The following is a 24,270-nucleotide window of genomic DNA, read 5'->3' on the forward strand; positions in this document are numbered from 1 at the left end:
TGAGCACCATGGAACAAGCCCAGATCGATTTCCTGGACAAGCTGGTCACGCTCAATGGCCAGCAGTTGGTTCACGAAAAGAAGGAAGGTCAGAAGAAGGCCCTGCTGAACAAGCTGGTCGAGCAGCGCGAGCAGAACCGGTCGGTGCTCGAGAAGGGCGCCTCGCTCTTGATGGTCCAGGAGGGCAGTGGCCGCACCATGAAGCTCACCGACCTGGAGAATCGCGACCAGACCAAGGAGTTCGACCACGACGATCAGCGCGACGGCTACCGGCTTCGCCACAGCCAGAAGCCCGGCGAGGAGTACGCGGTCTCCCAGGACGAGCAGGCCCACTTCGACGTTTCCAATCTGGTGAATCAGCAGGTGGCCAGCCTGGAGCTGGCCCTTGACGACGAAGGCAAGCCGCTTTTCACGCCCGAGGAGATCGCCGCCCAGGTGTTCGACCCGATGGTTCGCGAGGGTCTCATCAGCGAGACGATGGTGCCCGACAAGTACAGCCGCACCCGCGAGCTGCTTGAGGGCACGTTCGAGGCCTATGGCAAACGACTCAAGCGCGACAAAAAGAGCAAGGCTGGCAATTTATTCAGCGAGAACCTCGGGCTCATGACCTCCAGCATGAGCTTCATGCTGACGACGGTGGGCGGCGCCATGGATTCCAAGGTCGGCGGCGATAAGGTGGCCAAAGAAGGGGCCAAGTCGCTGAAGTCGAGCTGGTCCCGCAGCTCCAACGTCAAGGACATCAAGGACGCGCTCAGCGGCAGCCACCTCAACGAAGGGAATCAGGCGCTGAAGTTCACGACGCAGGCCTTCTCGTTCTGCACGGACTTTGGCCTGCCCTTCGGGCAGGAGGCCCACAACAAGTTTTTCTCGGGCGACGGCGAGGGCAGCGAAGGGGAGGCGCCGCGGTTGCCGGCCGCCGAGCTGGCGCTTGCCCTCTTCGGCGCGGCCGCCGCCGAACTGGCGCAGCAATTCGATGCCAAGGCCGGCATTGGCCTGGAGGTGTCCAGCGCCTTCGGCGCGAAGATCGACCGGGCCGGGATCGCCAATCTCATCCAGTCGGGCAGTTTGGATGGCATCCCTGCGTCGCTGGTCCACAGCCTCGGTCAGGCGCTCGGCCGCCTTGACCCGGGCGTCAAGGACTCGGCCGAGACCCTGGCCGCCGCCGCCGAGACATTCGGCGTGAAGCTGGCGCAGGCACTGGCCGGCGAGCCGGTGTCGAAGGCCCTGAAGTCCCCGGACGCCAAGGCCCTCGGCGACTTGTTCGGCGCGGCGGGCAAGGTCGCCGCCCAGGCGGCGCTCACCCCGGAGGTAATCCAGCTCTTCACCGACGCCGCGGTCCAGGACAAGGTCAAGAACGCGGCCAGCGACATGATGGCCGAGGAGTTCAGCGAACCGGGTCCGCTTGCCGAGGACGAACGCCTTCATGCGAAATCCCATGCAGACCATCAGGCCGACTGGCTTTTCAAGACCGACGGCAAGGACTCTTCGGGCGATGGCGGGCGCTGGGTCTGCCAGGTCTGCGAAGCCGAAAACTCCGGCGACAACCCGGAGATCTATGCCGGCATGCTGCAGCGGCGCATCGAGCAACTGGAGCGCGACAAGGAACTGCTTGAGTGGTCGACCAAGCTGGTGGGTCTGGGCATCGACACTGCGGCCAACTTCATCGCACCGCTGGCGGCCGTGGGCAGTGCAGTCAAGATGGCGAAGAACATCCTGCAGGCGGGCATGCGCACACGCGATCTGGTCGTCTTCATCGAAAAGCGCAACGGCCTGTTCAACGCCGCCAGCGCGTATTCGCAGCCGGTGAAGAATTTCATCGCCAACAGCCGGAGCCAGATGCTGCACTACATGGCCAATGCGGCCTTCGAGGCGGTGAAGATGATCGGCGCCATCCTGCAGTGCGGTGGCATCACCGCACCCGCCGGCCTGGCCGTGACGACGGCGGGCTCGATCGCCCAGTCGCTGGAGGCGGTGATCTACGAGATCGACAAGCGGGTCAAGCTTGAGATCGCCTGGCGCACCTACCGCAGCTACCTGGCCCGTCCGGAAAACCGCCGCCTGGGCCTGGTGGCCATCAAGAGCAATCCGACCCTGGCCAAGTACGCGGTGGCCTGGGGGGCGGTGATCAAGAAGGACCGGCTGGTCGTGGACTTTGTCAGCGCCTGCGGCCTGACCCCGGAAACCCTGAAGGATCCGAACGCGGGGGTCGACGAAGTCGTTAAGTACCTGGAAGCGAGAATGCCGGACGACACCGTGGTCACCGGTCGGTCCGGGGGGCTGGACGTCGACGGTGCGAGCCTGTCGCACACCAGCTGGATGACGCTGCAGACCCAGGCTGTGAAGGAAGAGGCCCTGGCCCCCGGGGGTACGGGGCTGATCGTGGCCTGCCTGCGCAAATGGGCGAAGGAGGGCGACGGCCTCGAAGCCCGCGCTGCAAAGCAGCTCGACCCCAAGGTGACGGACCCCGTCGCGATCCAGCAGGCGAAAGAGGACCGCACGCTCGCCAAGACGCAGGCCGAGAACATCCTGGAGTCCCTGGCGGGCGCCTTGCGCAAATACCAGCCCAAGACCACCAAGGGCCAGGCCTGCCCCGCCATGGTCCGCGTGGTGGCGGCGTTCGCCTCCCTGAGCCAGGCCCAGGCCGAGAAGGTGCAGGGGTGGATCCCCGAGCCGCCCTGAGCGGCCGTCTCCGCGGCGACCGACCCGCGGCGGGCAGCGCCCCGCCGCCCCGTCAGGGCCTGCCGCCCTCCACCCGCACCCACTGCCACTCCAGCCAGTTGTCCGGCCGCTGCACCACCTGCACCTTGCGGCGCATGGCCCAGACGATGGCCTGGCGGTGCAGGGGCAGGGCATGCACCTGGGCCTGGAACTCGCGCACGGCGGCACGGATGCTGGCCATCCGCCGGGCCGGGTCGGCCTCCTGCGCGGCGGCGTCGACGTGGCGGTCCAGCTCGGCATTGCGCACGCCGCCGAAGTTCCAGGCCCCCGCGCTGTCCGCGCCGGGGCTGTGGTACAGCGGGGTCAGGGTGATCTGCGCATCGGTGATGGCCCCGCCCCAGCCCAGCAGGTAGGCGCTGGTGTCGCCGCGCTGCAGCTTGGGGAAGAAGAGCGTGCGCGGCATGGCGTTGACCTGCACCTTCACCTTCAGCCGCGCCCACATCGAGGCCAGGGCCAGGCAGATCTGCTCGTCGTTGAGGTAGCGGTTGTTCGGGCAGTCCAGGGTGAAGCCGAAGCCCTCGGCGTAGCCCGCCTCGGCCATCAGGCGCTGCGCGGCGGCCAGGTCGAAGGGCAGACGCTGCTCCAGCGTCGCGTCCTGGCCGTGGCCGGCCGGGGCGGGCATCAGCGCCCCGGTCGGCCAGGCCAGGTTTCGCATCAGCTTCGTGCGGATCAGCTCGATGTCGATGGCCTGGTAGAGCGCCTGGCGCACACGCCGGTCCTGGAAGGGGTTGCGATCCTTCAGGCTGCCATGCAGCAGCTGGCCGCGGGCCTGGTCCAGGCCGATGAAGAGGATGCGGTTCTCCGGCCCCTCCATCAGCCGGATCGCCGGGTCGCGGCGCAGGCGCTCGGCGTCCTGGGGCGCCAGGTCCAGCAGGAAGTCGACCTCGCCGGAGGCGAGCGCCGCGGTGCGCGTCGCGTCGTTGGCGATCGGCCGGAAGATCACCTGCTCGACATTGCCTTCGAGCTTGCCCCACCAGGCCGGGTTGCGGCGGAAGACGGTCTGCGCATCGGCCTCGCGCCGCACCAGCATGTAGGGCCCGGTGCCGTTGGCGTGGCGGGCGGCATGGCCTTCCTCGCGGGCCTTGAGGTCCAGCGGCCGGGTCGCGCGGTGGGCTTCGGCCCAGCCGCGGCTCATGATCGGCAGCACGCTCAGGTGCTGCAGGAAGACCGGGTTGACCCGCGGCAGCTCGAAGGCCACGGTCAGCGGGTCGATCACCTTCACCGTGCCCAGGGCCAGGGCGTAGACGCGCAGGTCCGAGCTGCCCGCCGCCGCACGCTCGACCGAGAACTTCACGTCCTCGGCGCTGAAGGGCCGACCGTCGTGGAAGCGCACCCCCGGCCGCAGCGTCAGGCGCCAGCGCCGCGGCCCTTCGGCCGTCCAGGCGGTGGCCAGGGCCGGCACCAGCGCCAGTTGCTTGTCGCGCTGGATCAGGCTTTCATAGACCTGGGCATTGATCTGGTTGGACAGCGACTCGTTCTGCGCATGCGGGTCCAGGCTCTGCAAGTCGCCCTGGGCGGCCCAGCGCAGTGTCACCCCGCCGGCCGGGGCGGGCGGTGCCGCATGCAGGAGGGGCAGGGCGGCACCCAGCAGCAGCGCGGCGGCCAGCCGGACCCAGCCTGCGCGCAAGCGCCTGGCCCCAAAAGAAAAACCGCCCCTGGGGGCGGCTGCATCGCGGCGGTTCATCGCGCGGCGGGGTGCTCGTCGATCAGCGGAAGCGCGATTGCGGCACGGTCTTCAGGTCGCCGGGCAGCGAGGCGATGTACTTGGCCATGGCCTTCAGCTCGGCATTGCTGAAGTTCTTGGCCGTGGCCGACATGATCGCGTTGTTGCGGCCGACCTGCGGGTTCTTCTCGGTCTTGTAGGCCTTCAGCGCCACGTAGAGGAAGTCGGCATGCTGGCCGGCGATCTTGGGGTAGCTGCCGTCGATCGGCTTGTTGAAGTTGGCACCGTGGCAGGCCACGCAGCCGCCCTTGGTCAGCAGTTCGGCGGTCTTGGCATCGGGCGCGGCCGGCGCTTCGGGCACGGCGGCGGGGGTGCCGGCTTCGCTGGCGTAGTAGGCCGAGAGGTCGGCGATGTCCTGGTCGCTCAGGGTCTCGGCAATGCCGCGCATCGTCGGATGCTTGCGGTCACCCTTCTTGTAGGCCAGCAGGGCCGCATTCAGGTAGCCCGCGGTCTGGCCCGCGATCATCGGCACCTTGTGCACTTCGGGGAAGCTCGCCTGGTAGCCATGGATGCTGTGGCAGCCGATGCACATGGCATTCTTGGACTTGCCGGCGGCGGCATCGCCGACGATGTCGGCCGCGAACACGGACGTGGCGCTCAGGGCAAGCACGGCAAGGGTGGCGGAGACGACAGCTTTCATGGTCGGCACGGACTCGTTGTTGATGTCACTGGGGGGCGCGTCGCCCAGGGGAACGCGAAGCGGCGCGGATTATAGGGGGGGACCTATACTGATTCCAATGCGCGACGTGATCCTGTGCAGCCCCCCTTCGCTCCATCCTTTTGGCGCCCCGCGCCGGACCCGATGACCATGAAGTTCCAGGGCTCCGCCCGCTACGTCGCCACCGACGAGCTGCAACTGGCCGTCCATGCCGCCGCCACGCTGCGCCGGCCCCTGCTCATCAAGGGCGAGCCCGGCACCGGCAAGACCCTGCTGGCCGAGGAAGTCGCCGCCGCCCTCGGCATGCCGCTGCTGACCTGGCACATCAAGAGCACGACCAAGGCCCAGCAGGGCCTGTATGAATACGACGCCGTGGCCCGCCTGCGCGATGCGCAGCTTCCGGATCCCGAGGCCCAGGCCCGCGTGCGCGACATCCGCCACTACATCCTGCCCGGCGTGCTGTGGCAAGCCTTCACGGCCGAGCAGCAGGTGGTGGTGCTGATCGACGAGATCGACAAGGCCGACCTGGAATTCCCGAACGACCTGCTGCACGAGCTGGACCGCATGGCCTTCCAGGTGCCCGAGCTGCGCGAGACGGTGACGGCCCGGCACCGGCCGCTGGTCGTCATCACCTCGAACAACGAGAAGGAGCTGCCGGACGCCTTCCTGCGCCGCTGCTTCTTCCACTACATCCGCTTTCCCGACGCGGCCACGCTGCGCGCGATCGCCGAGATGCACTTCCCCGGCCTGCAGCCGCGCCTGCTGGAGAGGGCGCTGCGCCGCTTCAGCCAGATCCGCGCCCTGCCGGGCCTGAAGAAGAAGCCCAGCACCAGCGAGCTGATCGACTGGATCGCCCTGCTGCTGGCCGACGGCCTGCCGCCCGAGGCCCTGGGCGAGGACGAGGAGCTGGCCGCGCTGCCGCCGCAGGTCGGCGCGCTGCTCAAGACCGAGCAGGACCTGGCCTTGTTCGAGAAGCTCGTCGAGATGCAGCGCCGGCACCGCTGAGCCGCGGCCCGCAGCCCGCCGTGCTGATCGACTTCCTCCTGGCCCTGCGTGCCGAGGGCCTGCGCATCGGCCCCGGCGAATGGCTGGCCCTGCTGGGCTTGCTCGACGCCGGCCTGCTCGATGCCCCCGCCGGCGGGGCCGAAGCCGAGCCGCCCGGCAGCCTGGCCCGGCTGCATGCCCTGGGCCGCCTGGCCCTGGTCAAGGACGAAACCCTGTTCGACCGCTACGACCGCGCCTTCGGCCGCTTCGTCGACGGCCTGCCGCCGGCCGAGGCCGACGGGCCCAAGGTGCCCGAGGACTGGCTGATCCAGCGCATGCGCCGCCAGCTCAGCGCAGCCGAGCGGGCCGCCCTGCAGCCGCTCGACCGCGAGGCCCTGCTGCGCGGCCTGGAAGAACGCCTCGCCACCCAGCGGGGCCGCCATGAGGGCGGCAGCCGCTGGATCGGCACGGGCGGCAGCTCGCCCTATGGCCACGGCGGCAGCAACCCGCGCGGCCTGCGCCTGGGCGGATCGGGCGCCGAACCGGGCCAGGGCCGGGCGATCAAGGTCTGGCAGGCGCGCGACTTCCGCGCCCACGATGTCGATGCCCCGCTGCAGGGCCGCGCCCTGCAGCTCGCGCTGCGCCGCCTGCGCCGCTTCGCCCGCGAAGGCGCGGCCGAGGAACTGGACCTGCCCGGCACCATCGCCGCCACCGCCGCCAATGCCGGCTGGCTGGACCTGAAGCTGCGGCCCGAGCGCCACAACCATGTCAAGGTGCTGCTGATGATGGATGTGGGCGGCTCGATGGACCCGCACATCCGCCGCGTCGACGAGCTGTTCCGCGCCGCCCGCAGCGAGTTCAAGCACTTGCAGCGCGTCTACTTCCACAACTGCGTCTACGAAGGCGTCTGGCGCGACCCGGCCCGGCGCCGGGCCGACCGCCTCGACACCGCCGAGCTGATCCGCGCCACCCCGCGCGACCACCGACTGATCCTGGTCGGGGATGCGACCATGAGCCCGTTCGAGATCACCCATCCCGGCGGCAGCGTCGAGCACATGAACCCCGAAACCGGCGCAGCCTGGCTGCAGCGGCTCTTTCAGCACTTCCCGCAGCATGTCTGGCTGAACCCGGTCGCACCGGCCGAATGGGGCTGGCGGCCGAGCATCGGCCTGATCGAGCGCCTGATGCGGCCGCAGCGCATGTTCTCGCTCAGCCTTGCCGGCCTCGAAGGCGCGATGGCCAGCCTGTCCCGATGAGGGCTGCGCGCCGCATGCCGCTGCACCTGCTGCTGGCCGCCGGCCTGCTGGGCCTGGCAATGCAGGCGGGCGCGGCCACGCCGGAGCCGCCGGGCGATGCCACGCCGGCACCGCCGGCCGCCGCCACGCCAGCCCCTGCCGCCGCGCCCAGCCCATCCGAGCCCGCCCGCATCGCCGACCCGGCCGTGCTGGAGGCCATCCCCGAGGCCCGCTACCGCCTCGAACTGCATGCCCCGGCCGCGCTGCAAGCCCTGCTGATCCGCCACCTCGACCTGGCCCGCTTCCAGCATCCCCAGGGCCTGGGCGCCGCCGGCTTCGTCAGCCGCCTGGGCGCGGCCCTGTCCGGGCCGGACGAAGGCCCGCCGACCGTGGAAGACCGCAGCGGCATCAGCGCCGCCGAGATCGGCCGCCTGCTGGCCGCCGCGCCGGCCCAGGCCGCGGCCCTGCTGGAGACCGAGGGCTACTTCCAGTCGCGCATCCGCACCGAGCGCGAGGACGATGCTGCCGGCGGCCTGCCCACCCTGCGCCTGCTGGTCGATCCCGGCCCGCAGGCCCGCATCGAGCGCCTGAGCCTGAGCCTGGAAGGCGCGCTGGCCGAAGCCGGCGAACAGGACGGCCCGGCCGCCGCCCCGGCCCGCTCGCGCTGGCGGCGGCTGCAAGCGCGCTGGTCGCTGCCGCAGGGGGCCGGCTTCACCCAGGCGGCCTGGGCCGCGGCCAAGGCCGAGCTGCTGAGCAGCCTGCGCGCCAACGGCTACCCCAGCGCCCGCATCGCGGCCAGCGAGGCCCGGGTCGAGGCCGAGCGCGGCACCGTCGCGCTGAGCTTCCGCGTCGACAGCGGGCCGGTCTTCCGCATCGGCCGCATCCGGGTCGAGGGCCTGGTCCACACGCCCGAGGCCGCCGCGCTGAATGTGCGGCCCTTCCCGCTCGGCAGCGTGCATGCCGAGCGCCTGCTGCTCGACTACCAGGAGGCGCTGCAGCGCGTCGGCCTCTACCAGGGCGTGGCCGTCGAGCTGGACGCCGACCCCGAGCAGGCCGACCCCGCCACCCTGGTGCTGCGCCTGCGCGAGCAGCCGCTGAAGTCGGCCACGCTGAGCCTGGGCTACAGCAGCAACACCGGCCCGCGCTTCGGCGGCGACTTCATCCACCGCCGGCCCTTCGGCCAGAACCTGGTCGCCACCACGCGGCTGAAGTTCGGCCTGCTCGAACGCCTGGTCTCGCTGGAGCTGCTCGGCGACCCGCAGCCCAAGAACTACCGCAACCTGCTCAGCATGCAGGCCGACTACCTGGATGCGGCCGGCGCGATCACCGAATCGCAGCGCCTGCGCGTCGGCCGCAGCCAGGACAGCGACCCGATCGAGCGGCTCTACTACCTGGAGCTGAACCGCAGCGTGGTTCGCACCGACAGCCAGCGCAGCGATGCCCGCTCGCTCGGCGGCAACTATGTGTGGTCGCGCCGCGCGGTCAACAACCTGATCTTCCCGACCCGCGGCTGGGCCGTCACGCTGGAGGCCGGCGGCGGCTATGCCGTCGATGCCGACGGCGACCGCGGCCCCTTCAGCCGCGTCTACGGCCGCGGCCTCTGGTACCAGCCGCTGGCCGAGCGCGGCGGCCACTGGTTCACCCAGTTCCGCGCCGAGGCCGGCCAGGTCATCAAGCGAGACGGCCTGGCCGTGCCCGATGCCCTGCTGTTCCGGGCCGGCGGCGACGATTCCGTGCGCGGCTACGGCTACCAGACCCTGGGGGTCGACCGCGACGGCGCCACCGTCGGCGGCCCCCTGATGGCCACCGCCAGCGCCGAGCTGCTGCGCCGCTTGCAGGGCCGCTGGCGCGACTGGTATGCCGCGGCCTTCCTCGACGCCGGCAATGCCGGCTCCGGCTGGCGCGACCTGCAGCCGGCCTACGGCTACGGCCTGGGCCTGCGCTGGCGCAGCCCCATCGGCCCGCTGCGCATCGACCTGGCCTATGGCGAGGCGACCGGCTCGCTGCGCCTGCATGTCAATGTGGGGGTGCGCTACTGATGGCCGGCGGCCCGCCCCCCGCGCCGGACGGCTTGCCGCCGGTCGAAGTGCCGCCGGTCGAAGTGCCGCCGGCGGCTGCCGCGGCATCGACGGCTGCGGCTGCTGCGGCACCGCCGGCCCGCGCGCGGCGCGGCCTCGGCCCCTGGGGCCTGGGCCTGCCGCTGTTCGCGGCCCTGCTGCTGGCGGCCGGCCTGGCCGCGGCCCTGGGCCTGTGGCGGGCGCTGCACAGCGAGGCCGGCACCCGGCAGATCCTGGGCTGGGCCCAGGCTGGCCTGCCCGGGCTGGCGATCGAGCAGCCCAGCGGCCCGCTGCTCGGCCCCGGGCCCTTCCGGCTGGCGCGCTTGCAGCTTGATGCCGGTCGATGGCGCGTGCAGATCGACCGGCTCGAACTCGCCGGCCTGCGCCTGGCCCCCGGCGGGCCGGGGCCGGCCTGGCTGGCGGTGCAGGCCGAGCATCTGCGGGCCGGCCGCTTCGCCCTGCAGGCCCTGGCCCCGGCCGCGCCGGACGCGCCCAGCCGCCCGCCGCTGCAAAGCCTGGAACTGCCGATCCGCCTGGCGCTGGCGCGGCTGGAACTGGAGCGCATCGAGCTGCCCGGCCTGTCCGCGCCCCTGGAGGCCCTGCGCCTGGAGGGCCTGAGGCTGGGGCCCGAGCACCGCATCGAGCACATGCAGGCCCGCTGGCGCGGCTTGCAAGTCGACGGCCACCTGGCGCTGGGCGCCGCCGCGCCCCTGCCGCTGCGGGCCGAGCTGCGGCTGGCGGCGCAGCCGGTGCAAGCGGCGGCGTCCGTCCCGCAGGATCCCCCGGCCCTGCTGCCCGCCGCCCTGCAAGGCCTGCAGGCCAGCCTGCAAGTCGACGGCCCGCTGGCCGCGCCGCAGGCCCGGCTGGCGCTGCGCTTGGCCGATCAGACCGTGCAGGCCCAGGCGCGGCTCGCGCCCTTCGCGGCCCCCCCGCTCGACGGCCTGGACGCCACGCTGGACCGGCTGGACCTGGCGCCGCTGGCCGCCCTGTTCGGCGCGCAGGCGCCGCAGACCGCCCTCAGCGGCAGCCTGCAAGTCGAGCTGCGCGACCCGGCCGCCCAGCGCGTGCAGCTTGCGCTGCGCAATGCGGCGGCTGATCGCTGGGATCTTGGCCGCCTGCCGCTGGCGCAGCTCGAGGCCCGCCTGCAAGGCGCCGGCCGGCAATGGACGGTGGAAGCCGCCGAGCTGCGCTTCGCCGGTCGCCCGGCCGAGGCTGCCGCCCGCGCCCCGGCCGCCGACGCGGGCCGCCTGCGCCTGGCCGGCCGCTTCGCCCTGCCCGAGACCGGCCTGCCCCAGCTCGACCTGCGGCTGACGCTGGACGAGCTGCAACTCGCCGCCCTCGACCGCCGCGCCCCGCCGCTGCAACTGGCCGGCCCGCTCAGCGTGCAGCATGCGCTGGACGCGGTGGCCGGCGCTGCCGGCCTTGCGCCCGCCGCATCCGCTGCCCGCGTCGCCGGCCCGGCCACCCAAGCCGCTCCAGTCGCTCCAGTCGCTCCAGTCGCTCCAGTCGCTCCAGTCGCTCCAGTCGCTCCAGTCGCTCCAGCCGCCGCCCCCAAGGCCCATGCCGCCCCCGCGGCCCCGCCCGCCTGGGGCCCGATCCTGCTGGACGCCCGGCTGCAGGGCCGCGTCGTCGGCGCAGGCCGCGAGCGCCTGCCCGCCGCGCTGCGCGAGGCGCCGGTCCGCTTGCAGCTCCGTCTGGGCGCGCGGCCGGGCGAGATCGCGCTGCACACCCTGCGCGCCGAGGCCGGCGGCAGCCAGCTTCAGGCCGAGGCCGTGCTGCAGGGCGCGCTGGCCGGCGGCGCGGCCGGCCAGGCCTCGCGCAGCAGCGGCCGGCTGAGCCTGTCGGCCTTCGACCCGCGGCTCTGGCTGCCCGGCCCGCCCGAGGCCGCCTGGCGCCGCGGCCGCCATGCCCTGAACGGCGCGGCCGACTGGGCGCTGGACGCCGCAGCCGGCGCCGCGCCGGCCGATCCCGCGGCCTGGCGCGGCCGCGTGCAAGCTCGGCTCGATGACAGCCAGCTCGCCAGCCTGCCCCTGAGCCTGGCCCTGGACCTGAAGGCCCAGCCCCTGGCCGAGCTGGTCGCCCGCCTGGCCCTGGCCGGCAACCATCTGGCGCTGCAAGGCCGCTGGCCGCTGCCCGGGGCGACCGGCGACCTGGAGGCCACCGGCCTCACGCTTGAGGTGGACGCGCCGGCCCTGGCCGCGTTGGCGCCGCTGGTTCCCGGTCCGGCCGCCCAGGCTCCGGCCGGCCGGCTCAGCGGCCAGATGCACTTCGACCGCCCGCAGCCCGGCCCCTGGCCCGCGCCCGGCCGCAGCCGCGGCAGCTTGCAGGCCGAGGGCCTGAAGCTGGCCGGCCTGGGCCTGGCGCAGCTCCAGGCCCGCTGGGATCTGCAGGGCCTGCCCGGTTCGCCCCAGGCCGCGGCCGAGGCCCGCATCGACAGCCTGCTGACCCTGAGCGGCCTGAGCCTGCCGGCCCTGCGGGTCGACAGCGCCCGGCTGGCGCTGCAGGGCCGGCTGGACGAGCACCGCGCCCAGCTCTCCGCCCGCCTGCGGCCGGCTGCTGCCTCCCCGGCCGCCACGCCGGCTGCCACCCCGGCCGCCAAGCAAGGCGCCACGCAGGGCGCCACGCAGGCCGCCACCCCAGTCGCCGCCAGCGCGGCCGCGGCCGCGCCGGTCGGCCCCTTGCAGCTCGATGCCGAGCTTGAAGGCCGCTGGACGGCCACCGCCGAGGCCGGGGGCCGCTGGCTGGGCCGGCTCGCCCAGCTCAAGCTCCAACCCCTGGTCGTGCCCGAGGCGCCGCCGCCGCGCATCGCCGGCCCCTGGCTGGCGGCCGAGGGCTTGCAAATGCAGATCGACCATGGCCCCGGCGGCTGGCAGGCCCGGCTGGCCCCGGGCCTGCTGAGCCTGGCCGGCCAGGCGCTGCGCTGGCAGCAGGCCGAGGCCCAGGGGGCGCCCGACGGCGGCCCGCCGCAGATCGCGCTGGACGCCACGCTCGACGCGCTGGATGTGCCGGCCCTGCTGGCGCGGCTGCAACCCGAGGTGGGTTGGGGCGGCACGCTGCGCGTCGGCGCCCGCGTCTTGCTCCACACGCGCGGCGGCATCCGCCTGAAGGCGGCGGTCGAACGCCAGGGCGGCGACTTGCAGATCAGCGAATACGGCCAGACCGAGCGCTTGCAGCTCCAGGCCCTGCGCCTGGCCGTCGAGGCCGAGGACGGCGCATGGCGCTTCACCCAGGAGATTGCCGGTGCCGGCCTGGGCCGCATCGATGGCGAGCAGCGGCTGCAACTGCGCGACCCGGCCGCCTGGCCCGGCCCGCGGGACACCGTCTACGGCGCCCTGCGCCTGGCCGTCGACAGCCTGGGCGGCTGGGCGGCCTGGCTGCCGCCGGGCTGGCGCCTGGGCGGCCGGCTGGAAGCGGGCCTGGCGATCAGCGGCCCGCTCGGCGGCCCCGAGCTGAACGGCCGGCTGGAGGGCCGCGACCTGTCGCTGCGCCAGGCCCTGGAGGGCGTGGCCCTGCGCGAGGGCTCGGTCGACCTGAGCTTCGACGGCCGCAGCGGCAGCCTGTCCCGGCTGCGCTTTGCGGCGGGCGAGGGCGAGATCGTCGCGACCGGCGAGGCCCTCTTCGGCGCCGCGCCCGAGGCCACCGTGCGCTTGCAGACGCGCCGCGCGCAGTTGCTCGGCCGGGTCGACCGCCGCCTCATCGTCAGCGGCGAGGCCGAGTTGCGCATCGACCCGCAACGCCTGAGCCTGCGCGGCCAGCTCGCCGCCGAGGATGGGCTCTTCGACATCCGCCAGGCCGGCGCGCCCAAGCTCGGCGACGACGTGCGGGTAATCCGCCGCGGCGCGCCGCCGGTGGCCGCGGCGCGCGGCCCGGGGCGCGCGATCGATCTGGACCTGCGCCTGGGCCTGGGGCCGCGCGTGCTGCTGCGCGGCCGCGGCATCGACACCCGCCTGGTCGGCGAACTGCGGCTGAGCGCGCCGCGCGGCGAGCTGCTGGCGCAGGGCGAGATCCGCACCGAGCGCGGCAGCTACGAGGCCTATGGCCAGAAGCTCAGCATCGCGCGCGGCGTCGTCACCTTCGCCGGCGACCTGGCCAATCCGCGGCTGGACATCGAGGCCGTGCGCGCGATCAGCGACGCCACGGTCGGCGTGCGGGTGGGCGGCAGCGCGCAGGCGCCGCGGGTCAAGCTCTTCTCCGACCCGGAACTGCCCGACACCGACAAGCTGGCCCTGCTGGTGACCGGCCGCCGCTACGACAGCCTGGCCGGCAGCGAGACCCTGCTGCTGCAACGCGCGGCGGTGGCCTTGCTCTCGGGCGAGGGCGGCAGCGAATTCAATCTGGCGCGCAGCCTGCGGCTTGATGAATTCGCGGTGCGCCAGGACGAGACCGGCAGCGTGCGCGACACCGTCGTCACCGTCGGCAAGCAGCTCAGCGAGCGGGTCTACCTGGGCTATGAGCGCGGCCTGGCGACGGCGGCGGGCAATTTGCAGCTCATCTACCGCGTGGCCCAGCGCTTCACCCTGCGCGCGCAGGGCGGCAGCGACAGCGCGGTGGACCTGATCTGGACCTGGAACTGGAACTGATCAGAGCGTGCGGCTGCGCGGCCGCACCGGATGCTTGGCGAAGTAGCGCTGGATGCCGGTGGCCAGGGCCTCGACCAGCTTGCGCTGGTGCTCGGGGTCGGCGAGCAGGGCTTCTTCCTGCGGGTTGGAGATGAAGGCGGTCTCGACCAGGATGCTCGGGATGTCCGGCGCCTTCAGCACCGCGAAGCCGGCCTGCTCGACCTGTGGCTTGTGCAGGCGGCCGACCTTGCCGATGTCGCGCAGCACCTCGTGGCCGAGCTTGAGGCTGTCGCGGATCTGCGCGCTGGTGCTCATCTCCACCAGCGCGCGGGTGAGCTGCGGATCCTTGGTCTCCAGGTTCACGCCGCCGATGCGGTCGGCCTCGTTTTCCTTGCGCGCCATCCAGCGCGCGGCGGTGCTGCTGGCGCCGGATTCCGACAGCGCGAAGACCGAGGCGCCGCGCGCCTGCGGCGTGAAGAAGGCATCGGCATGGATGGAGACGAAGAGGTCGGCCTGCACCCGCCGTGCCTTGCGCACGCGCTCGTGCAGGGGCACGAAATGGTCGCTGTCGCGGGTCAGGTAGGCGCGCAGCGGCGGCATGGCGTCCAGGCGCTCGCGCAACTGGCGGGCGATGGCGAGCACCACGTCCTTCTCGCGCAGGCCGCTGGGGCCGATGGCGCCGGGGTCTTCGCCGCCGTGGCCCGGGTCCAGGGCGATGACGATCAGGCGTTCGGTGTGCCGCTCGGCCGGGGCCTCGGGCGCGGCCGGCGGCTTGCGCGCCGGACGCGGCGGCGCCGAGGCGGCCGGCGCCGCGCCGCCCTGCGGCATGCGGCCGATGAACTCGCCGAGCGCATCGCGCACGCTGTCGGCCGCCTCGCGGGCGGCCTCGCTGGCGGCGGCAGCCGGCGGCGCGGCGGCCGGCGGGCCGGCCAGGCCGCGTTCGCTCAGCAGGGCCAGCAGCGGGTCGCGCTCGACCACGGGCTTGAGGTCGAAGACCAGGCGGTGGCCGTAGGCCGCGACCGGCTCCAGGCCGAAGACCTGCGGCGCCGTCGGCTGCCGCAGGTCGAAGACCAGGCGCACGACCTGCGGACTGAACTGGCCGATGCGCACGCCGGCGATGTAGGGGTCGTCGCCGCGTACCTTGCCGGCCAGCTCGCGCAGCGTGGGGTTCAGCACCAGGCCCTGCAGGTCGATGACCAGCCGGGCCGGCTCGGCGATCAGGAAGTGGCTGACGCTGAGCCGGGTGTCCGATTCCAGCGTGACGCGGGTGTAGTCCTCGGCCGGCCAGACCCGCACCGCCAGCAACTGCGCCCCGGCCGCCAGCTCGGCCACCCCCAGGCCCAGCACCAGGCTGGCGCCCTGGCGCAGCAGGCGGCGGCGGGCGGGCAGGGTAGGGGGGCGGGGTGGGGTGGGCATCCGGCAGGTCGGGCGGGGTGGGGTGGAGGCGGGGCTTGGGACGAAGGGCCAGGGGGAAGGGCGGGCCTCAGTGCGCCGGCCGCAGGGCGTCGATCAGTTGCATGCCGCGCGGGCTGCGGGCCTGGGCCAGCACGCTGCGGCTGCCTTCGTCGGCGACCGGCGCCAGTTCCAGGCGCAGGTCGCAGGCCGGGCGATCGGGGCCGGCCAGGGCGGGCCATTCGACCAGCTTGAGTCCGGGGCCGGCGAAGAGTTCGCGCAAGCCGGCATCCTCCCATTCGCGCGGGTCGCCGAAACGGTAGAAGTCGAAGTGCCAGGCCTGGCGCGGGCGGCCATCGGCGCCGGTCCAGGCATGCGGCTCGACCACGGCATAGCTCGGGCTCTTGATGCGGCCGGCCACGCCCAGGGCGCGCAGCAGGTGGCGGGTGAAGCTGGTCTTGCCGGCGCCCAGGGGGCCGTCGAGTTCGATCAGCGCATCGTCCAGCGCCGGGCTGGCGGCCAGGGCCTGGGCGCAGGCGGCGCAGGCGGCTTCGTCGGGCCAGGCCAGCGACAGGCTTCCTAGAATCGGGGCATGCATGCGACGTCGGAATCGGCTCCCGCGCCGGCCGCGCCGCTGGACGGCGCCGCCGTGCTGGCGGACCTGCGGCGCTGGGCCGCGGAACTTGGATTTTCCCAGATCACCGTGGCCGACCCGGCGCTCGATGGCGCCGAAGCCGGTCTGGCCGCCTGGCTGGCCGCCGGCCACCACGGCAGCATGGACTACATGGCCGCCCACGGCCCGCTGCGCGCCCGGCCGGCCGAGCTGGTGCCCGGCACCCGCAGCGTGATCTGCGCCCGCATGGACTACCTGCCCGTCCCCGCCCAGGGCGGCGCCGAAGGCGACTGGGCCGAGGCCGAGGCCGCCCGCCTGGCCGATCCGCGCGCAGCCACCGTCTCCGTCTATGCCCGGGGCCGCGACTATCACAAGGTGCTGCGCCAGCGCCTGCAGAAGCTGGCCGACCGCCTGGCCGCGCAGATCGGCCCCTTCGGCCATCGCGTCTTCACCGACTCGGCTCCCCTGCTGGAAGTGGAACTGGCCCAGCGCAGCGGCCTGGGCTGGCGCGGCAAGCACACCCTGCTGCTCAGCCGCGAGGGCGGCTCGATGTTCTTCCTCGGCGAAATCTGTACCGACCTGCCGCTGCCCGCCACGCCGCCCACCGCCGAGCACTGCGGCCGCTGCACGGCCTGCCTGGACGCCTGCCCGACGCAGGCCATCCTCGGCCCGCAGCGCCTGGACGCGCGGCGCTGCCTGAGCTACCTCAGCATCGAGCAGGACGGGCCCATTCCGCTCGAATTCCGCGCCGCCATGGGCAACCGCATCTACGGCTGCGACGACTGCCAGCGCGTCTGCCCCTGGAACAAGTTCGCGCAGCGCAGCCCGCTGCCGGACTTTGCCGTGCGCGAGGACTTCCGCGATCCCACCCTGCTCCAGCTCTGGGCCTGGGATGAGCCCACCTTCCTGCGCCGCACCGAGGGCAGCGCGATCCGCCGCATCGGCCACGCGCGCTGGCGCCGCAACCTGGTCGTGGCCCTGGGCAATGCCCTGCGCGCCACGGGCGATGCCGACATCCGCCAGGCCCTGGCCGCCGAGCGTGCGCGGCCCGGCCTGACGCCGCTGCTGGCCGAACATCTGGACTGGGCTCTGGCCCAGGCGCCTGATCCGGCGTGAACCCGACCAGGACCCGACCCGCGCGCCCGCCGGCTCAGCCGGTCAGCTGGTCAGCCGCCCGGCCAATGCCGTCCACAGCGGCAGCGTGACCATGCCGAGCGCGGTCGAGACCGTCACCAGGCCCGCGACGAAGGGCCCGTGGCCGCCCATGCGCACGGCCAGCACATAGCAGCTCGACGCGGTCGGCAGGGCCGAGAACATCACCAGCACCGTGCGCTGGGTGGGCGACAGCGGCAGCAGCAGGGCCAGGCCCAGGCCGGCCAGCGGCAGCAGCGCATGGCGGATGGCGAGGAAGCCGGCGGCCAGCCGCGGGCTGGCATTCAGACCGCCGAGCTGCAGGCCGGCGCCGACCGCCATCAGGCCGATGGGCAGCGCGGCCGAGCCGATGCGTTGCAGCGTCGTGCCCAGCACCTCGGGCAGTTGCAGGCCGGCCAGGTTGCAGAGCAGGCCGGCCACGGTCGAGAGGATCAGCGGATTGCGCAGCAGCTCGCGGCCGAAGGCCTGCTGGCCGTGCCGGGCCAGCGGCCAGACCGCCGCGACATTGCACAGCGGCACGCACAGCGCCACCAGCAGCGCGACGCCAGCCACGCCGGCGCCGCCGGCCAGGCGCTCGGCCAGGGCCAGCGCAACATAGGAGTTGAAGCGGAAGGCCGTCTGCGCGCCCGAGGCATGCAGGCGCGCCTCGACCCCCGGCAGCCGGCCCAGGCCCAGGCTGGCCACGACGCCCAGCGCCGTCAGGGCCAGCGCGCCGCCGCCCAGGGCCGCGCTCTCGCCCAGGCTCAGCGGGTTGCGCACGATGGCGCCGAACAGCAAGGCCGGGAACAGCAGGTGGTAGACCAGCTTCTCGGCCGCCGACCAGACGCTGCGGTCCAGCGCCGTGTAGCGGCAGACCAGGAAACCGCAGACGATCAGCAACAGGTCGGGCAGCAGGAGCAGGGCCGTGGTCATCGCCGCAGCTTATTCCGGGGCCTTGTAGGTAATCTCCACGATCAGAACCAGTGCCGGCTGTGGGCAGAGTGGGGCGACCCGGCAGCGTCCGCATCGCCCGGCCCGATCCACGACACAGGAGACAAGGCATGAACCGCAAGACCATCGACCGCCGCGAGCTGCTGGCCCTGGGCCTGGGCCTGGCCGCCGCCCCCGCGCTGCGCGCGCAGGGCGCCTACCCGAACAAGCCGGTGCGGCTGATCGTGCCCTTCGCGCCGGGCGGCACCACCGACATCATTGCCCGCGTGCTGGCCGAGAAGATCGGCCCGCACCTGGGCCAGACCCTGCTGGTCGAGAACAAGGGCGGCGGCGGCGGCATCGTCGGTGCCGACCAGATCGTCAAGTCGGCGCCGGACGGCTACACCCTGGGCGTGGCCACCGTCTCGACCGTGGCCTCCAACCCGGCGATCAACCCCAAGACGCCCTACAACCCGCTGAGCGACTTCACCTCGATCATCAACATGGCGGCCACGCCCAATGTGATCGCCGTGCATCCCAGCTTCCCCGCCAGCGACTACGCCAGCTTCCTGGCCCTGCTGAAGAAGAGCCCCGGCAAGTTCAGCTTCGCCAGCTCGGGCACCGGCGGCATCGGCCACTTGCAGTTCGAGCTGTTCAAGAGCCTGACCGGCACCTTCGTCACCCACATCCCCTATCGCGGCGCGGGCCCGGCACTCAATGACACGGTCGGCGGCCAGGTGCCCATCATCTTCGACAACCTGCCCTCGGCCCTGCCCTTCATCAAGCAGGGGCGGCTGAAGGCCATCGTCGTGGCCTCGGCCGAGCGGGTGTCGGTGCTGCCGGAGATCCCGACCTTCGCCGACGTCGGCCTGCCGGCCGTCAACCGCATGGCCTTCTACGGCATCCACGGCCCCAAGGGCCTGCCGCAGGAGGTGATCGACAAGATCCATGCGGCGGTCTCCAAGACCCTGGCCGATCCCTCGGTCAAGCAGCGCATCGAGGCCACCGGCTCGATCGTCGTGGCCAACAGCCCGGCCGCCTTCACCGAGCAGACCCGCGCCGAGTTCGAGGTCTACAAGAGCGTGGTCGAGAAGCAGAAGCTGCGCCTGGAGTGAAGCCCGCCGCCGCGCCGACCGCGGATCCGGCCACGGCGGCGCCGGTGCGTCGCCGTGGCCGCCCCGCGGCGGCGGCGGTGCCAGCGGCCAGCGCCGAGGCCATCGAAAGCTTTCTCGGCGCGCTCTGGCTGGAAGACGGCCTGTCGCGCCTGAGCCTGGCGGCCTACCGCCGCGACCTGGCCCTGTTCGCCACCTGGCTGGCCGCCCAGGCCGGGAGCCGCAGCCTGGACGAAGCCCGCGAGGCCGATCTGCTGGCCTACATCCTGGCCCGCCATGCCGAGACCCAGGCGGCCACTGCCAACCGCCGGCTCAGCAGCTTCCGCCGCTACTTCCGCTGGGCGCTGCGCGAGCGCCGCCGCGCCGACGACCCGACCCTGCGCCTGAGCCCGGCGCGCCAGGCGCCGCGGCTGCCCAAGTCCCTGGGCGAGGCCCAGGTCGAGGCCCTGCTGGCCGCGCCCGACGTGGCCACCCCGCTGGGCCTGCGCGACCGCGCGATGCTGGAGCTGATGTATGCCAGCGGCCTGCGCGTGTCCGAGCTGGTCGATCTGCCCGCCGTGCGGGTGGGCTGGAACGAGGGCGTGCTGCGCATCGACGGCAAGGGCGCGCGCCAGCGCCTGGTGCCCTTCGGCGAGGAGGCCCGCCGCTGGCTGCGCGCCTATGCCGACAGCGCCCGGCCGCTGCTGCTGGCCGGCCGCAGCAGCGCGGCGCTCTTCCTCACCGCCCAGGCCGAGGCCATGACGCGCCAGCGCTTCTGGCAATGCGTCAAGGCCCATGCCCTGCGGGCCGGCATCGCCCAGCCGATCTCGCCGCACACCCTGCGCCATGCCTTTGCCACCCACCTGCTCAACCATGGCGCCGACCTGCGCGCGGTGCAGTTGCTGCTGGGGCATGCCGACCTGTCGACCACCCAGATCTACACCCATGTCGCCCGCGAGCGACTGCGCAGCCTGCATGCCGCGCATCACCCGCGGGCCTGAGCCCGTCCCCGCCCCATGCCCCCGCTGACCCTCCACGGCATCCCGAACTGCGACACCGTCAAGCTCGCCCGCGCCTGGCTGGCCGAGCAGGGCGTGGACCATGCCTTCCACGATTTCAAGAAGCTCGGCCTGCCGCCCGGCGTGCTGCCGGCCTGGCGTGCCGCGCTGGGTGACCGCCTGCTGAACCGCCAGGGCACGAGCTGGCGCAAGCTCGACCCCGATCAGCAGGCCGCCGCGGCGACGCCCGAGGGCCTGGACCGGCTGCTACAGGCCCAGCCCAGCCTGATCAAGCGCCCGCTCGTGCAGTGGCCCGACGGCGCGCTGACGGTGGGCTTCGATCCCGCCGACTGGGCCCGCCGCCTCGGGCGCTGAGGCAGGTCGCGGCAGCGTCTCGGGCGGACGCTCGACACAGCGCCGTCCCGGTTCGTTGCGATTCATCGCCTTCTTGCAGGCCAGCTCGGTCGGGTGGGGGCCGCTCAGGCTTTGCAGGCCGCCCGGCTGCTCCCGCACCTCGAACCATGTGCTGCGCGGAGGCTCCGGCGCCGCGCCGGCCAGCGGCGCGGCCAGCAGCAGGCTGCCCAGGGCCAGCCGCGGGCCGGATCGGGAGGCGGGGGACCAGGCCGTGGTCGGGCGCGGTGCGGGCGGGAGCTGGGGCATGGCCGGGGGAAGGATTTCGACGCGGGCCCCGATTCTTGGCCGATCCAGCCCCGCTTGTCCGCCGCCGCCGGCACATCCCGGGCCTTTGCGGGCCCGGGGCAGCCCCTGGGTCCCGTGCGCCGGCCTGCGCTGATAAGCTCCTTGTCCCAGGCCTTCGGGCCTTTTTTGCTGTACCTGCCATGCCTGCCTTGCTCCCCCACGTCGATCCCGACGGCTTGCTCGAGTACTCGGTGGTCTACACCGACCGCGCGCTCAATCACATGTCGAAGAAGTTCGGCGGCGTGATGCGCGACATCTCCGGCATCCTCAAGGGCGCCTACCAGGCCCATGCGGTGGCCGTCGTGCCGGGCAGCGGCAGCTTCGGCATGGAGGCAGTGGCCCGCCAGTTCGCCACCGGCCAGCGCGTGCTGGTGATCCGCAATGGCTGGTTCAGCTACCGCTGGTCGCAGATCTTCGAGATGGGTCACATCCCCTCGCAGCCCACCGTGCTGCGCGCGGCCAAGACCGGCCCGGATGCCACGGCGCCCTATGCCCCGCCTGCCCTCGACGAGGTGCTGGCCACCATCGCCCGCGAGAAGCCGGCCGTCGTCTTTGCGCCGCATGTCGAGACCTCGGCCGGCATGATCCTGCCGGACAGCTACCTCAAGGCCGTGGCCGATGCCGCCCATGCCGTCGGCGGCCTCTTCGTGCTGGACTGCATCGCCTCGGGCTGCGCCTGGGTCGACATGCAGGCCACCGGCGTCGACCTGCTGGTCTCGGCCCCGCAGAAGGGCTGGAGCGGCCCGCCCTGCGCCGGCTTCGTGATGTTCAGCGAGCGTGCCCACCGCGCGATCGAGTCCACCACCAGCAGCAGCTTCGCCATCGACCTCAAGAAGTGGCTGCAGATCATGGCCACCTTCGAATCGGGCGCGCATGCCTATCACGCGACCATGCCGACCGAATCCCTGGTCGTCGCCCGCGACGTGATGGCCGAGACCCGCGACTTCGGCTACGCCCAGGCCTCGGCCGCGCAGTGGGAGCTGGGCCGCCGCGTGCGCGCGCTGATGGCCGAGCTCAAGCTGCCCAGCGTCGCCGCCGACGGCTTCCAGGCCCCGGGCGTGGTCGTCAGCTACACCGCCGACCCGGCCTGGCAGAACGGCTCGCGCTTCATGGCCGAAGGCCTGCAGATCGCCGCCGGCGTGCCCCTGGCCCTGGACGAAGGCCCGGACTTCCGCACCTTCCGCCTCGGCCTCTTCGGCCTGGACAAGCTCAAGCACATCGACCGCACCGTCGCCCCGCTGGACGCCGTACTGCGCAAGCTCGCCAGCGCCTGAGCTGCCCCGCCCCCGAGCCGGAAAGCCCGCCGCGTGCGGGCTTTCTTCATGGGTCCGGCGCAGCAGGCCCGCAGGCTCAGGGCGGCGCGGGCGGCTTGAGCCGCCCGGGGCTGCGCTGGAAGCGCAGGTGGGTGATGTCGGTCGGCGTGAACATGCCCCAGACCCATTCGAAGAAGACCCGCAGCCGGCGGCCGGTGGAGGGGATCTGGCTCAGGTAGTAGGCCCGCCACATCAGCCAGGCCGGCAGACCGTGGAGTTGGAAGGGGCCGGCCTGGGCCACGCCCTTGAGGTGGCCGATGGAGGCCATCATGCCCAGCGAGCGATGGCTGAAGGCGAGGGTCGGCCGGTCGGCCAGGGCAGCGGCCAGGTTGGCTGCCAGATGACGGGCCTGGCGCACGGCGAACTGGGCCGTGGGCAGGGCGATCTGGCCGCCGCGGCCGTTGGGCACATAGGCGCAGTCGCCCAGGGCCCACACGCCGTCGTGGCCGGGCACCGACAGGTCGGCCGCGGTGACGATGCGGCCCTGCACCAGCGGCAGGCCGAGCCTCAGCGTCAGGGCCTGGGCGCGCACGCCGGCGGTGGCGATCACGGTGCGGCCGGCCAGGCTGCGGCCGTCGTCCAGGTCGACGCCGTCCTCGCGCACCTGCTGCGCGCGGGCTTTGAGCAGCACGTCCACGCCGCGTTCGACGAGCGAGCGCTCGGCCGCCTCGCCCAGACCCGGCGGCAGCTCGGGCAGCAGGCGCTCCCCGCCGTGCAGCAGGCTGACCCGGATCTCCGCGGCCGCCACCTCGGGGTAGTAGCGGCGCATGCTGTGCAGGCAGTCGATCAGCTCGCCGGCCACTTCCACGCCCGAGAAGCCGCCGCCGATCACGATGAAGTGGCCGAGCTCGCGGCGCAGCGCCGGGTCGCGCTCCAGCTCGATGCGGGCCAGGCGGCGCAGCACGGTGTTGCGGATGTGCATGGCATCGCCCACGGTCTTCAGCGGCAGGGCGTGCTCGGCCATGCCGGGCATCAGGTCCAGGCGCGCGGCGCTGCCGACTGCCAGCACCAGGTGGTCCCAGGGCAGGGCCAGCGGGCCGGCCAGGGTGTGGCAATGCAGCTCGCGCGTCTGCCAGTCGATGCCGCGCACCTCGCCCATCACGAAGCGCCGGCCGGGCGCGGGGCGCAGCATCTCGCGCACCGGCACGACGACCTGCTCGGGGAAGACCGAGGCCCCGACGGCCTCGGGCAGCATGGGGTTGAAGGTGGTGTAGCTCTCGTCGGAGACCAGGGTCAGCTCGATGGCCGGGCCGCGCCAGCGCCGCAGCGCCCGCGCCAGCGTGGTGCCGCCAAAGCCGGCACCGACGATGACGATGCGCCAGGGTGAGGCATGGCCGCCGCGTTGCGGCTGGACCACAGGGCAGGGGGCTGGCGGCTCGGTCGGCATGCCCCTTTCCCAGCACGAAGCATGCGCAGGCCGGCCGGGTGCCGGGGCATCGCGCTGGCTTCGTCCTGCGTCACGGGTTAGGCTGAGGCATGTTCGGACGCAATCGACCCGTGGTCTTCGACCCTTATGCCCGCCGCCGACGCCGCATGCCGGCCTGGCTGGTGTCCCTTTTCATCGGTGCGGCCCTGGGCTCCGGCGGCCTGTGGTGGGCCCAGACGAAGTGGCTTCCGCCCCGCCTGTCGGTGGCTGAAGGCCGCGATCTGCTGGCCCGCCACCAGGCCGCCCAGGCGCAGCTTGCCACCCAGGCGACGGCCCTGGAGGAACTGCGCCAGGCGCGCGACGGCGCCGTCGCCGAGCTGGCCCGGCTCAAGGCCAGTGCCGGCTCCGAGGGCCGCGCCCTGGAAGAGGCCCGCGCCACTCTGGATGCCTTGATGGAGGCCCTGCCGCCCGATCCGCGCGATGGCACGGTGGCCGTGCGGGCCGCCCGCTTTGCCGCGCGCGGCGGTCAACTGGGCTACACCCTGGCCCTGAGCCAGGCGGGCACGGCGCCGCGCGCGCTGACGCTGAAGCTGGTCGTCGAAGGTGAATCGGCTTCCGGCACGGCGCGCAGCGTCGAGCTGAGCCCACCCCCGCCGCCGCCGCTGGGCCGCAAGGCCCTGCTGCAGGGCAGTGTGGCCCTGCCTTCGGGCCTGCAAGCCCGCCAGGTGACGGTGCGGGTGCTGGCCCGCGAGGGCGGCGAATCGCTGGGCATGCGCGTCCTGCCGGTGCGCTGACGCCGGCCCG

17 protein-coding genes are annotated in these 24,270 nt (G+C 73.2%); 11 read left to right on the forward strand and 6 right to left on the reverse strand.

The genetic code is table 11. The annotated features are described in order from the left end of the window. The first annotated feature begins 8 nt into the window (after nucleotides 1-8). Nucleotides 9-2,678, forward strand: coding sequence for a hypothetical protein (locus JI742_RS06635; protein WP_201824919.1), 2,670 nt, complete (start codon nucleotides 9-11; stop codon nucleotides 2,676-2,678). Between the two features lie 52 nt (nucleotides 2,679-2,730). On the opposite strand, the gene JI742_RS06640 is transcribed toward JI742_RS06635, so the two are convergent. Both JI742_RS06640 and JI742_RS06645 read right to left on the reverse strand, forming a co-directional pair. Continuing rightward, a complete protein-coding gene (locus JI742_RS06640; RefSeq protein WP_236676814.1) occupies nucleotides 2,731-4,344 on the reverse strand; it encodes an ABC transporter substrate-binding protein in 1,614 nt (537 codons plus the stop codon). A 79-nt stretch (nucleotides 4,345-4,423) separates the two neighbouring features. Beyond that, nucleotides 4,424-5,080 carry a c-type cytochrome gene (locus JI742_RS06645; RefSeq protein ID WP_201824923.1) on the reverse strand — a complete coding sequence of 219 codons (657 nt, stop codon included), beginning with the start codon at nucleotides 5,078-5,080 and terminating at the stop codon, nucleotides 4,424-4,426. Nucleotides 5,081-5,248: 168 nt separating this feature from the next. Here JI742_RS06645 and JI742_RS06650 point away from each other — a divergent pair, with 168 nt between their 5' ends. The 4 genes from JI742_RS06650 to JI742_RS06665 are packed head-to-tail and all read left to right on the forward strand — an operon-like array spanning nucleotide 5,249 to nucleotide 13,954. After that, on the forward strand, nucleotides 5,249-6,103 hold the full coding sequence (locus tag JI742_RS06650; protein ID WP_201826448.1) for an AAA family ATPase: 855 nt from the start codon (nucleotides 5,249-5,251) through the stop codon (nucleotides 6,101-6,103). A 20-nt stretch (nucleotides 6,104-6,123) separates the two neighbouring features. Then, nucleotides 6,124-7,338, forward strand: coding sequence for a vWA domain-containing protein (locus JI742_RS06655; protein ID WP_201824925.1), 1,215 nt, complete (start codon nucleotides 6,124-6,126; stop codon nucleotides 7,336-7,338). After that, entirely contained in the window at nucleotides 7,335-9,356 is a 2,022-nt protein-coding gene (locus JI742_RS06660; RefSeq protein WP_201824927.1) for an autotransporter assembly complex protein TamA, read from the forward strand. The genes JI742_RS06655 and JI742_RS06660 overlap by 4 nt, the downstream gene beginning before the upstream one ends. A gap of 32 nt (nucleotides 9,357-9,388) precedes the next feature. Continuing rightward, the gene (locus JI742_RS06665) at nucleotides 9,389-13,954 is read left to right on the forward strand and encodes a translocation/assembly module TamB domain-containing protein (protein WP_201824929.1); all 4,566 of its coding nucleotides are present in this window, start codon (nucleotides 9,389-9,391) and stop codon (nucleotides 13,952-13,954) included. Here JI742_RS06665 and JI742_RS06670 read toward each other — a convergent pair whose 3' ends face one another. Further along, on the reverse strand, nucleotides 13,955-15,349 hold the full coding sequence (locus JI742_RS06670; protein WP_201824931.1) for an N-acetylmuramoyl-L-alanine amidase: 1,395 nt from the start codon (nucleotides 15,347-15,349) through the stop codon (nucleotides 13,955-13,957). A gap of 67 nt (nucleotides 15,350-15,416) precedes the next feature. Further along, the gene (gene tsaE, locus JI742_RS06675) at nucleotides 15,417-15,923 is read right to left on the reverse strand and encodes a tRNA (adenosine(37)-N6)-threonylcarbamoyltransferase complex ATPase subunit type 1 TsaE (RefSeq protein ID WP_201824933.1); all 507 of its coding nucleotides are present in this window, start codon (nucleotides 15,921-15,923) and stop codon (nucleotides 15,417-15,419) included. Here tsaE and queG point away from each other — a divergent pair. Beyond that, nucleotides 15,918-17,054: a tRNA epoxyqueuosine(34) reductase QueG gene (gene queG, locus JI742_RS06680; protein WP_201824935.1), complete on the forward strand. Its 1,137-nt coding sequence runs from the start codon at nucleotides 15,918-15,920 to the stop codon at nucleotides 17,052-17,054. The genes tsaE and queG overlap by 6 nt on opposite strands. A 42-nt stretch (nucleotides 17,055-17,096) precedes the next feature. Here queG and JI742_RS06685 read toward each other — a convergent pair whose 3' ends face one another. After that, nucleotides 17,097-18,002, reverse strand: a complete 906-nt coding sequence (locus tag JI742_RS06685; RefSeq protein ID WP_201824937.1) for an AEC family transporter — start codon at nucleotides 18,000-18,002, stop codon at nucleotides 17,097-17,099. Nucleotides 18,003-18,130: 128 nt separating this feature from the next. Here JI742_RS06685 and JI742_RS06690 point away from each other — a divergent pair, with 128 nt between their 5' ends. From JI742_RS06690 to JI742_RS06705, 4 genes are all read left to right on the forward strand, one after another. Further along, on the forward strand, nucleotides 18,131-19,114 hold the full coding sequence (locus tag JI742_RS06690) for a tripartite tricarboxylate transporter substrate binding protein BugE (protein ID WP_236676815.1): 984 nt from the start codon (nucleotides 18,131-18,133) through the stop codon (nucleotides 19,112-19,114). After that, nucleotides 19,111-20,091, forward strand: coding sequence for a site-specific tyrosine recombinase XerD (xerD, locus tag JI742_RS06695; protein ID WP_434057634.1), 981 nt, complete (start codon nucleotides 19,111-19,113; stop codon nucleotides 20,089-20,091). The genes JI742_RS06690 and xerD overlap by 4 nt, the downstream gene beginning before the upstream one ends. Nucleotides 20,092-20,106: 15 nt before the next feature. Continuing rightward, on the forward strand, nucleotides 20,107-20,463 hold the full coding sequence (locus JI742_RS06700; RefSeq protein WP_201824939.1) for an ArsC/Spx/MgsR family protein: 357 nt from the start codon (nucleotides 20,107-20,109) through the stop codon (nucleotides 20,461-20,463). A 464-nt stretch (nucleotides 20,464-20,927) separates the two neighbouring features. After that, complete coding sequence (locus tag JI742_RS06705) at nucleotides 20,928-22,061, forward strand: aminotransferase class V-fold PLP-dependent enzyme (protein WP_201824941.1); 1,134 nt, start codon at nucleotides 20,928-20,930, stop codon at nucleotides 22,059-22,061. Between the two features lie 76 nt (nucleotides 22,062-22,137). On the opposite strand, the gene JI742_RS06710 is transcribed toward JI742_RS06705, so the two are convergent. Further along, nucleotides 22,138-23,457, reverse strand: coding sequence for an NAD(P)/FAD-dependent oxidoreductase (locus JI742_RS06710; protein ID WP_350309636.1), 1,320 nt, complete (start codon nucleotides 23,455-23,457; stop codon nucleotides 22,138-22,140). Between the two features lie 119 nt (nucleotides 23,458-23,576). On the opposite strand from JI742_RS06710, the gene JI742_RS06715 reads away from it, so the two are divergent. Further along, the gene (locus JI742_RS06715; RefSeq protein WP_201824945.1) at nucleotides 23,577-24,260 is read left to right on the forward strand and encodes a hypothetical protein; all 684 of its coding nucleotides are present in this window, start codon (nucleotides 23,577-23,579) and stop codon (nucleotides 24,258-24,260) included. Nucleotides 24,261-24,270: the final 10 nt, after the last annotated feature.

The organism is Piscinibacter lacus (genome assembly GCF_016735685.1).
GTDB classification, from domain to species: domain Bacteria; phylum Pseudomonadota; class Gammaproteobacteria; order Burkholderiales; family Burkholderiaceae_C; genus Aquariibacter; species Aquariibacter lacus.

Excerpts from the sequence above, each read along its gene's own strand:
- JI742_RS06660 (WP_201824927.1), top strand. The coding sequence starts at position 7,335 with ATGAGGGCTGCGCGCCGCATGCCGCTGCACCTGCTGCTGGCCGCCGGC.
- JI742_RS06685 (WP_201824937.1), bottom strand. The coding sequence starts at position 18,002 with ATGACCACGGCCCTGCTCCTGCTGCCCGACCTGTTGCTGATCGTCTGC.
- JI742_RS06715 (WP_201824945.1), top strand. The coding sequence starts at position 23,577 with ATGTTCGGACGCAATCGACCCGTGGTCTTCGACCCTTATGCCCGCCGC.
- JI742_RS06635 (WP_201824919.1), top strand. The coding sequence starts at position 9 with ATGGAACAAGCCCAGATCGATTTCCTGGACAAGCTGGTCACGCTCAAT.
- JI742_RS06650 (WP_201826448.1), top strand. The coding sequence starts at position 5,249 with ATGAAGTTCCAGGGCTCCGCCCGCTACGTCGCCACCGACGAGCTGCAA.
- queG (WP_201824935.1), top strand. The coding sequence starts at position 15,918 with ATGCATGCGACGTCGGAATCGGCTCCCGCGCCGGCCGCGCCGCTGGAC.
- JI742_RS06670 (WP_201824931.1), bottom strand. The coding sequence starts at position 15,349 with ATGCCCACCCCACCCCGCCCCCCTACCCTGCCCGCCCGCCGCCGCCTG.
- JI742_RS06705 (WP_201824941.1), top strand. The coding sequence starts at position 20,928 with ATGCCTGCCTTGCTCCCCCACGTCGATCCCGACGGCTTGCTCGAGTAC.
- JI742_RS06700 (WP_201824939.1), top strand. The coding sequence starts at position 20,107 with ATGCCCCCGCTGACCCTCCACGGCATCCCGAACTGCGACACCGTCAAG.
- JI742_RS06645 (WP_201824923.1), bottom strand. The coding sequence starts at position 5,080 with ATGAAAGCTGTCGTCTCCGCCACCCTTGCCGTGCTTGCCCTGAGCGCC.
- tsaE (WP_201824933.1), bottom strand. The coding sequence starts at position 15,923 with ATGCATGCCCCGATTCTAGGAAGCCTGTCGCTGGCCTGGCCCGACGAA.
- JI742_RS06690 (WP_236676815.1), top strand. The coding sequence starts at position 18,131 with ATGAACCGCAAGACCATCGACCGCCGCGAGCTGCTGGCCCTGGGCCTG.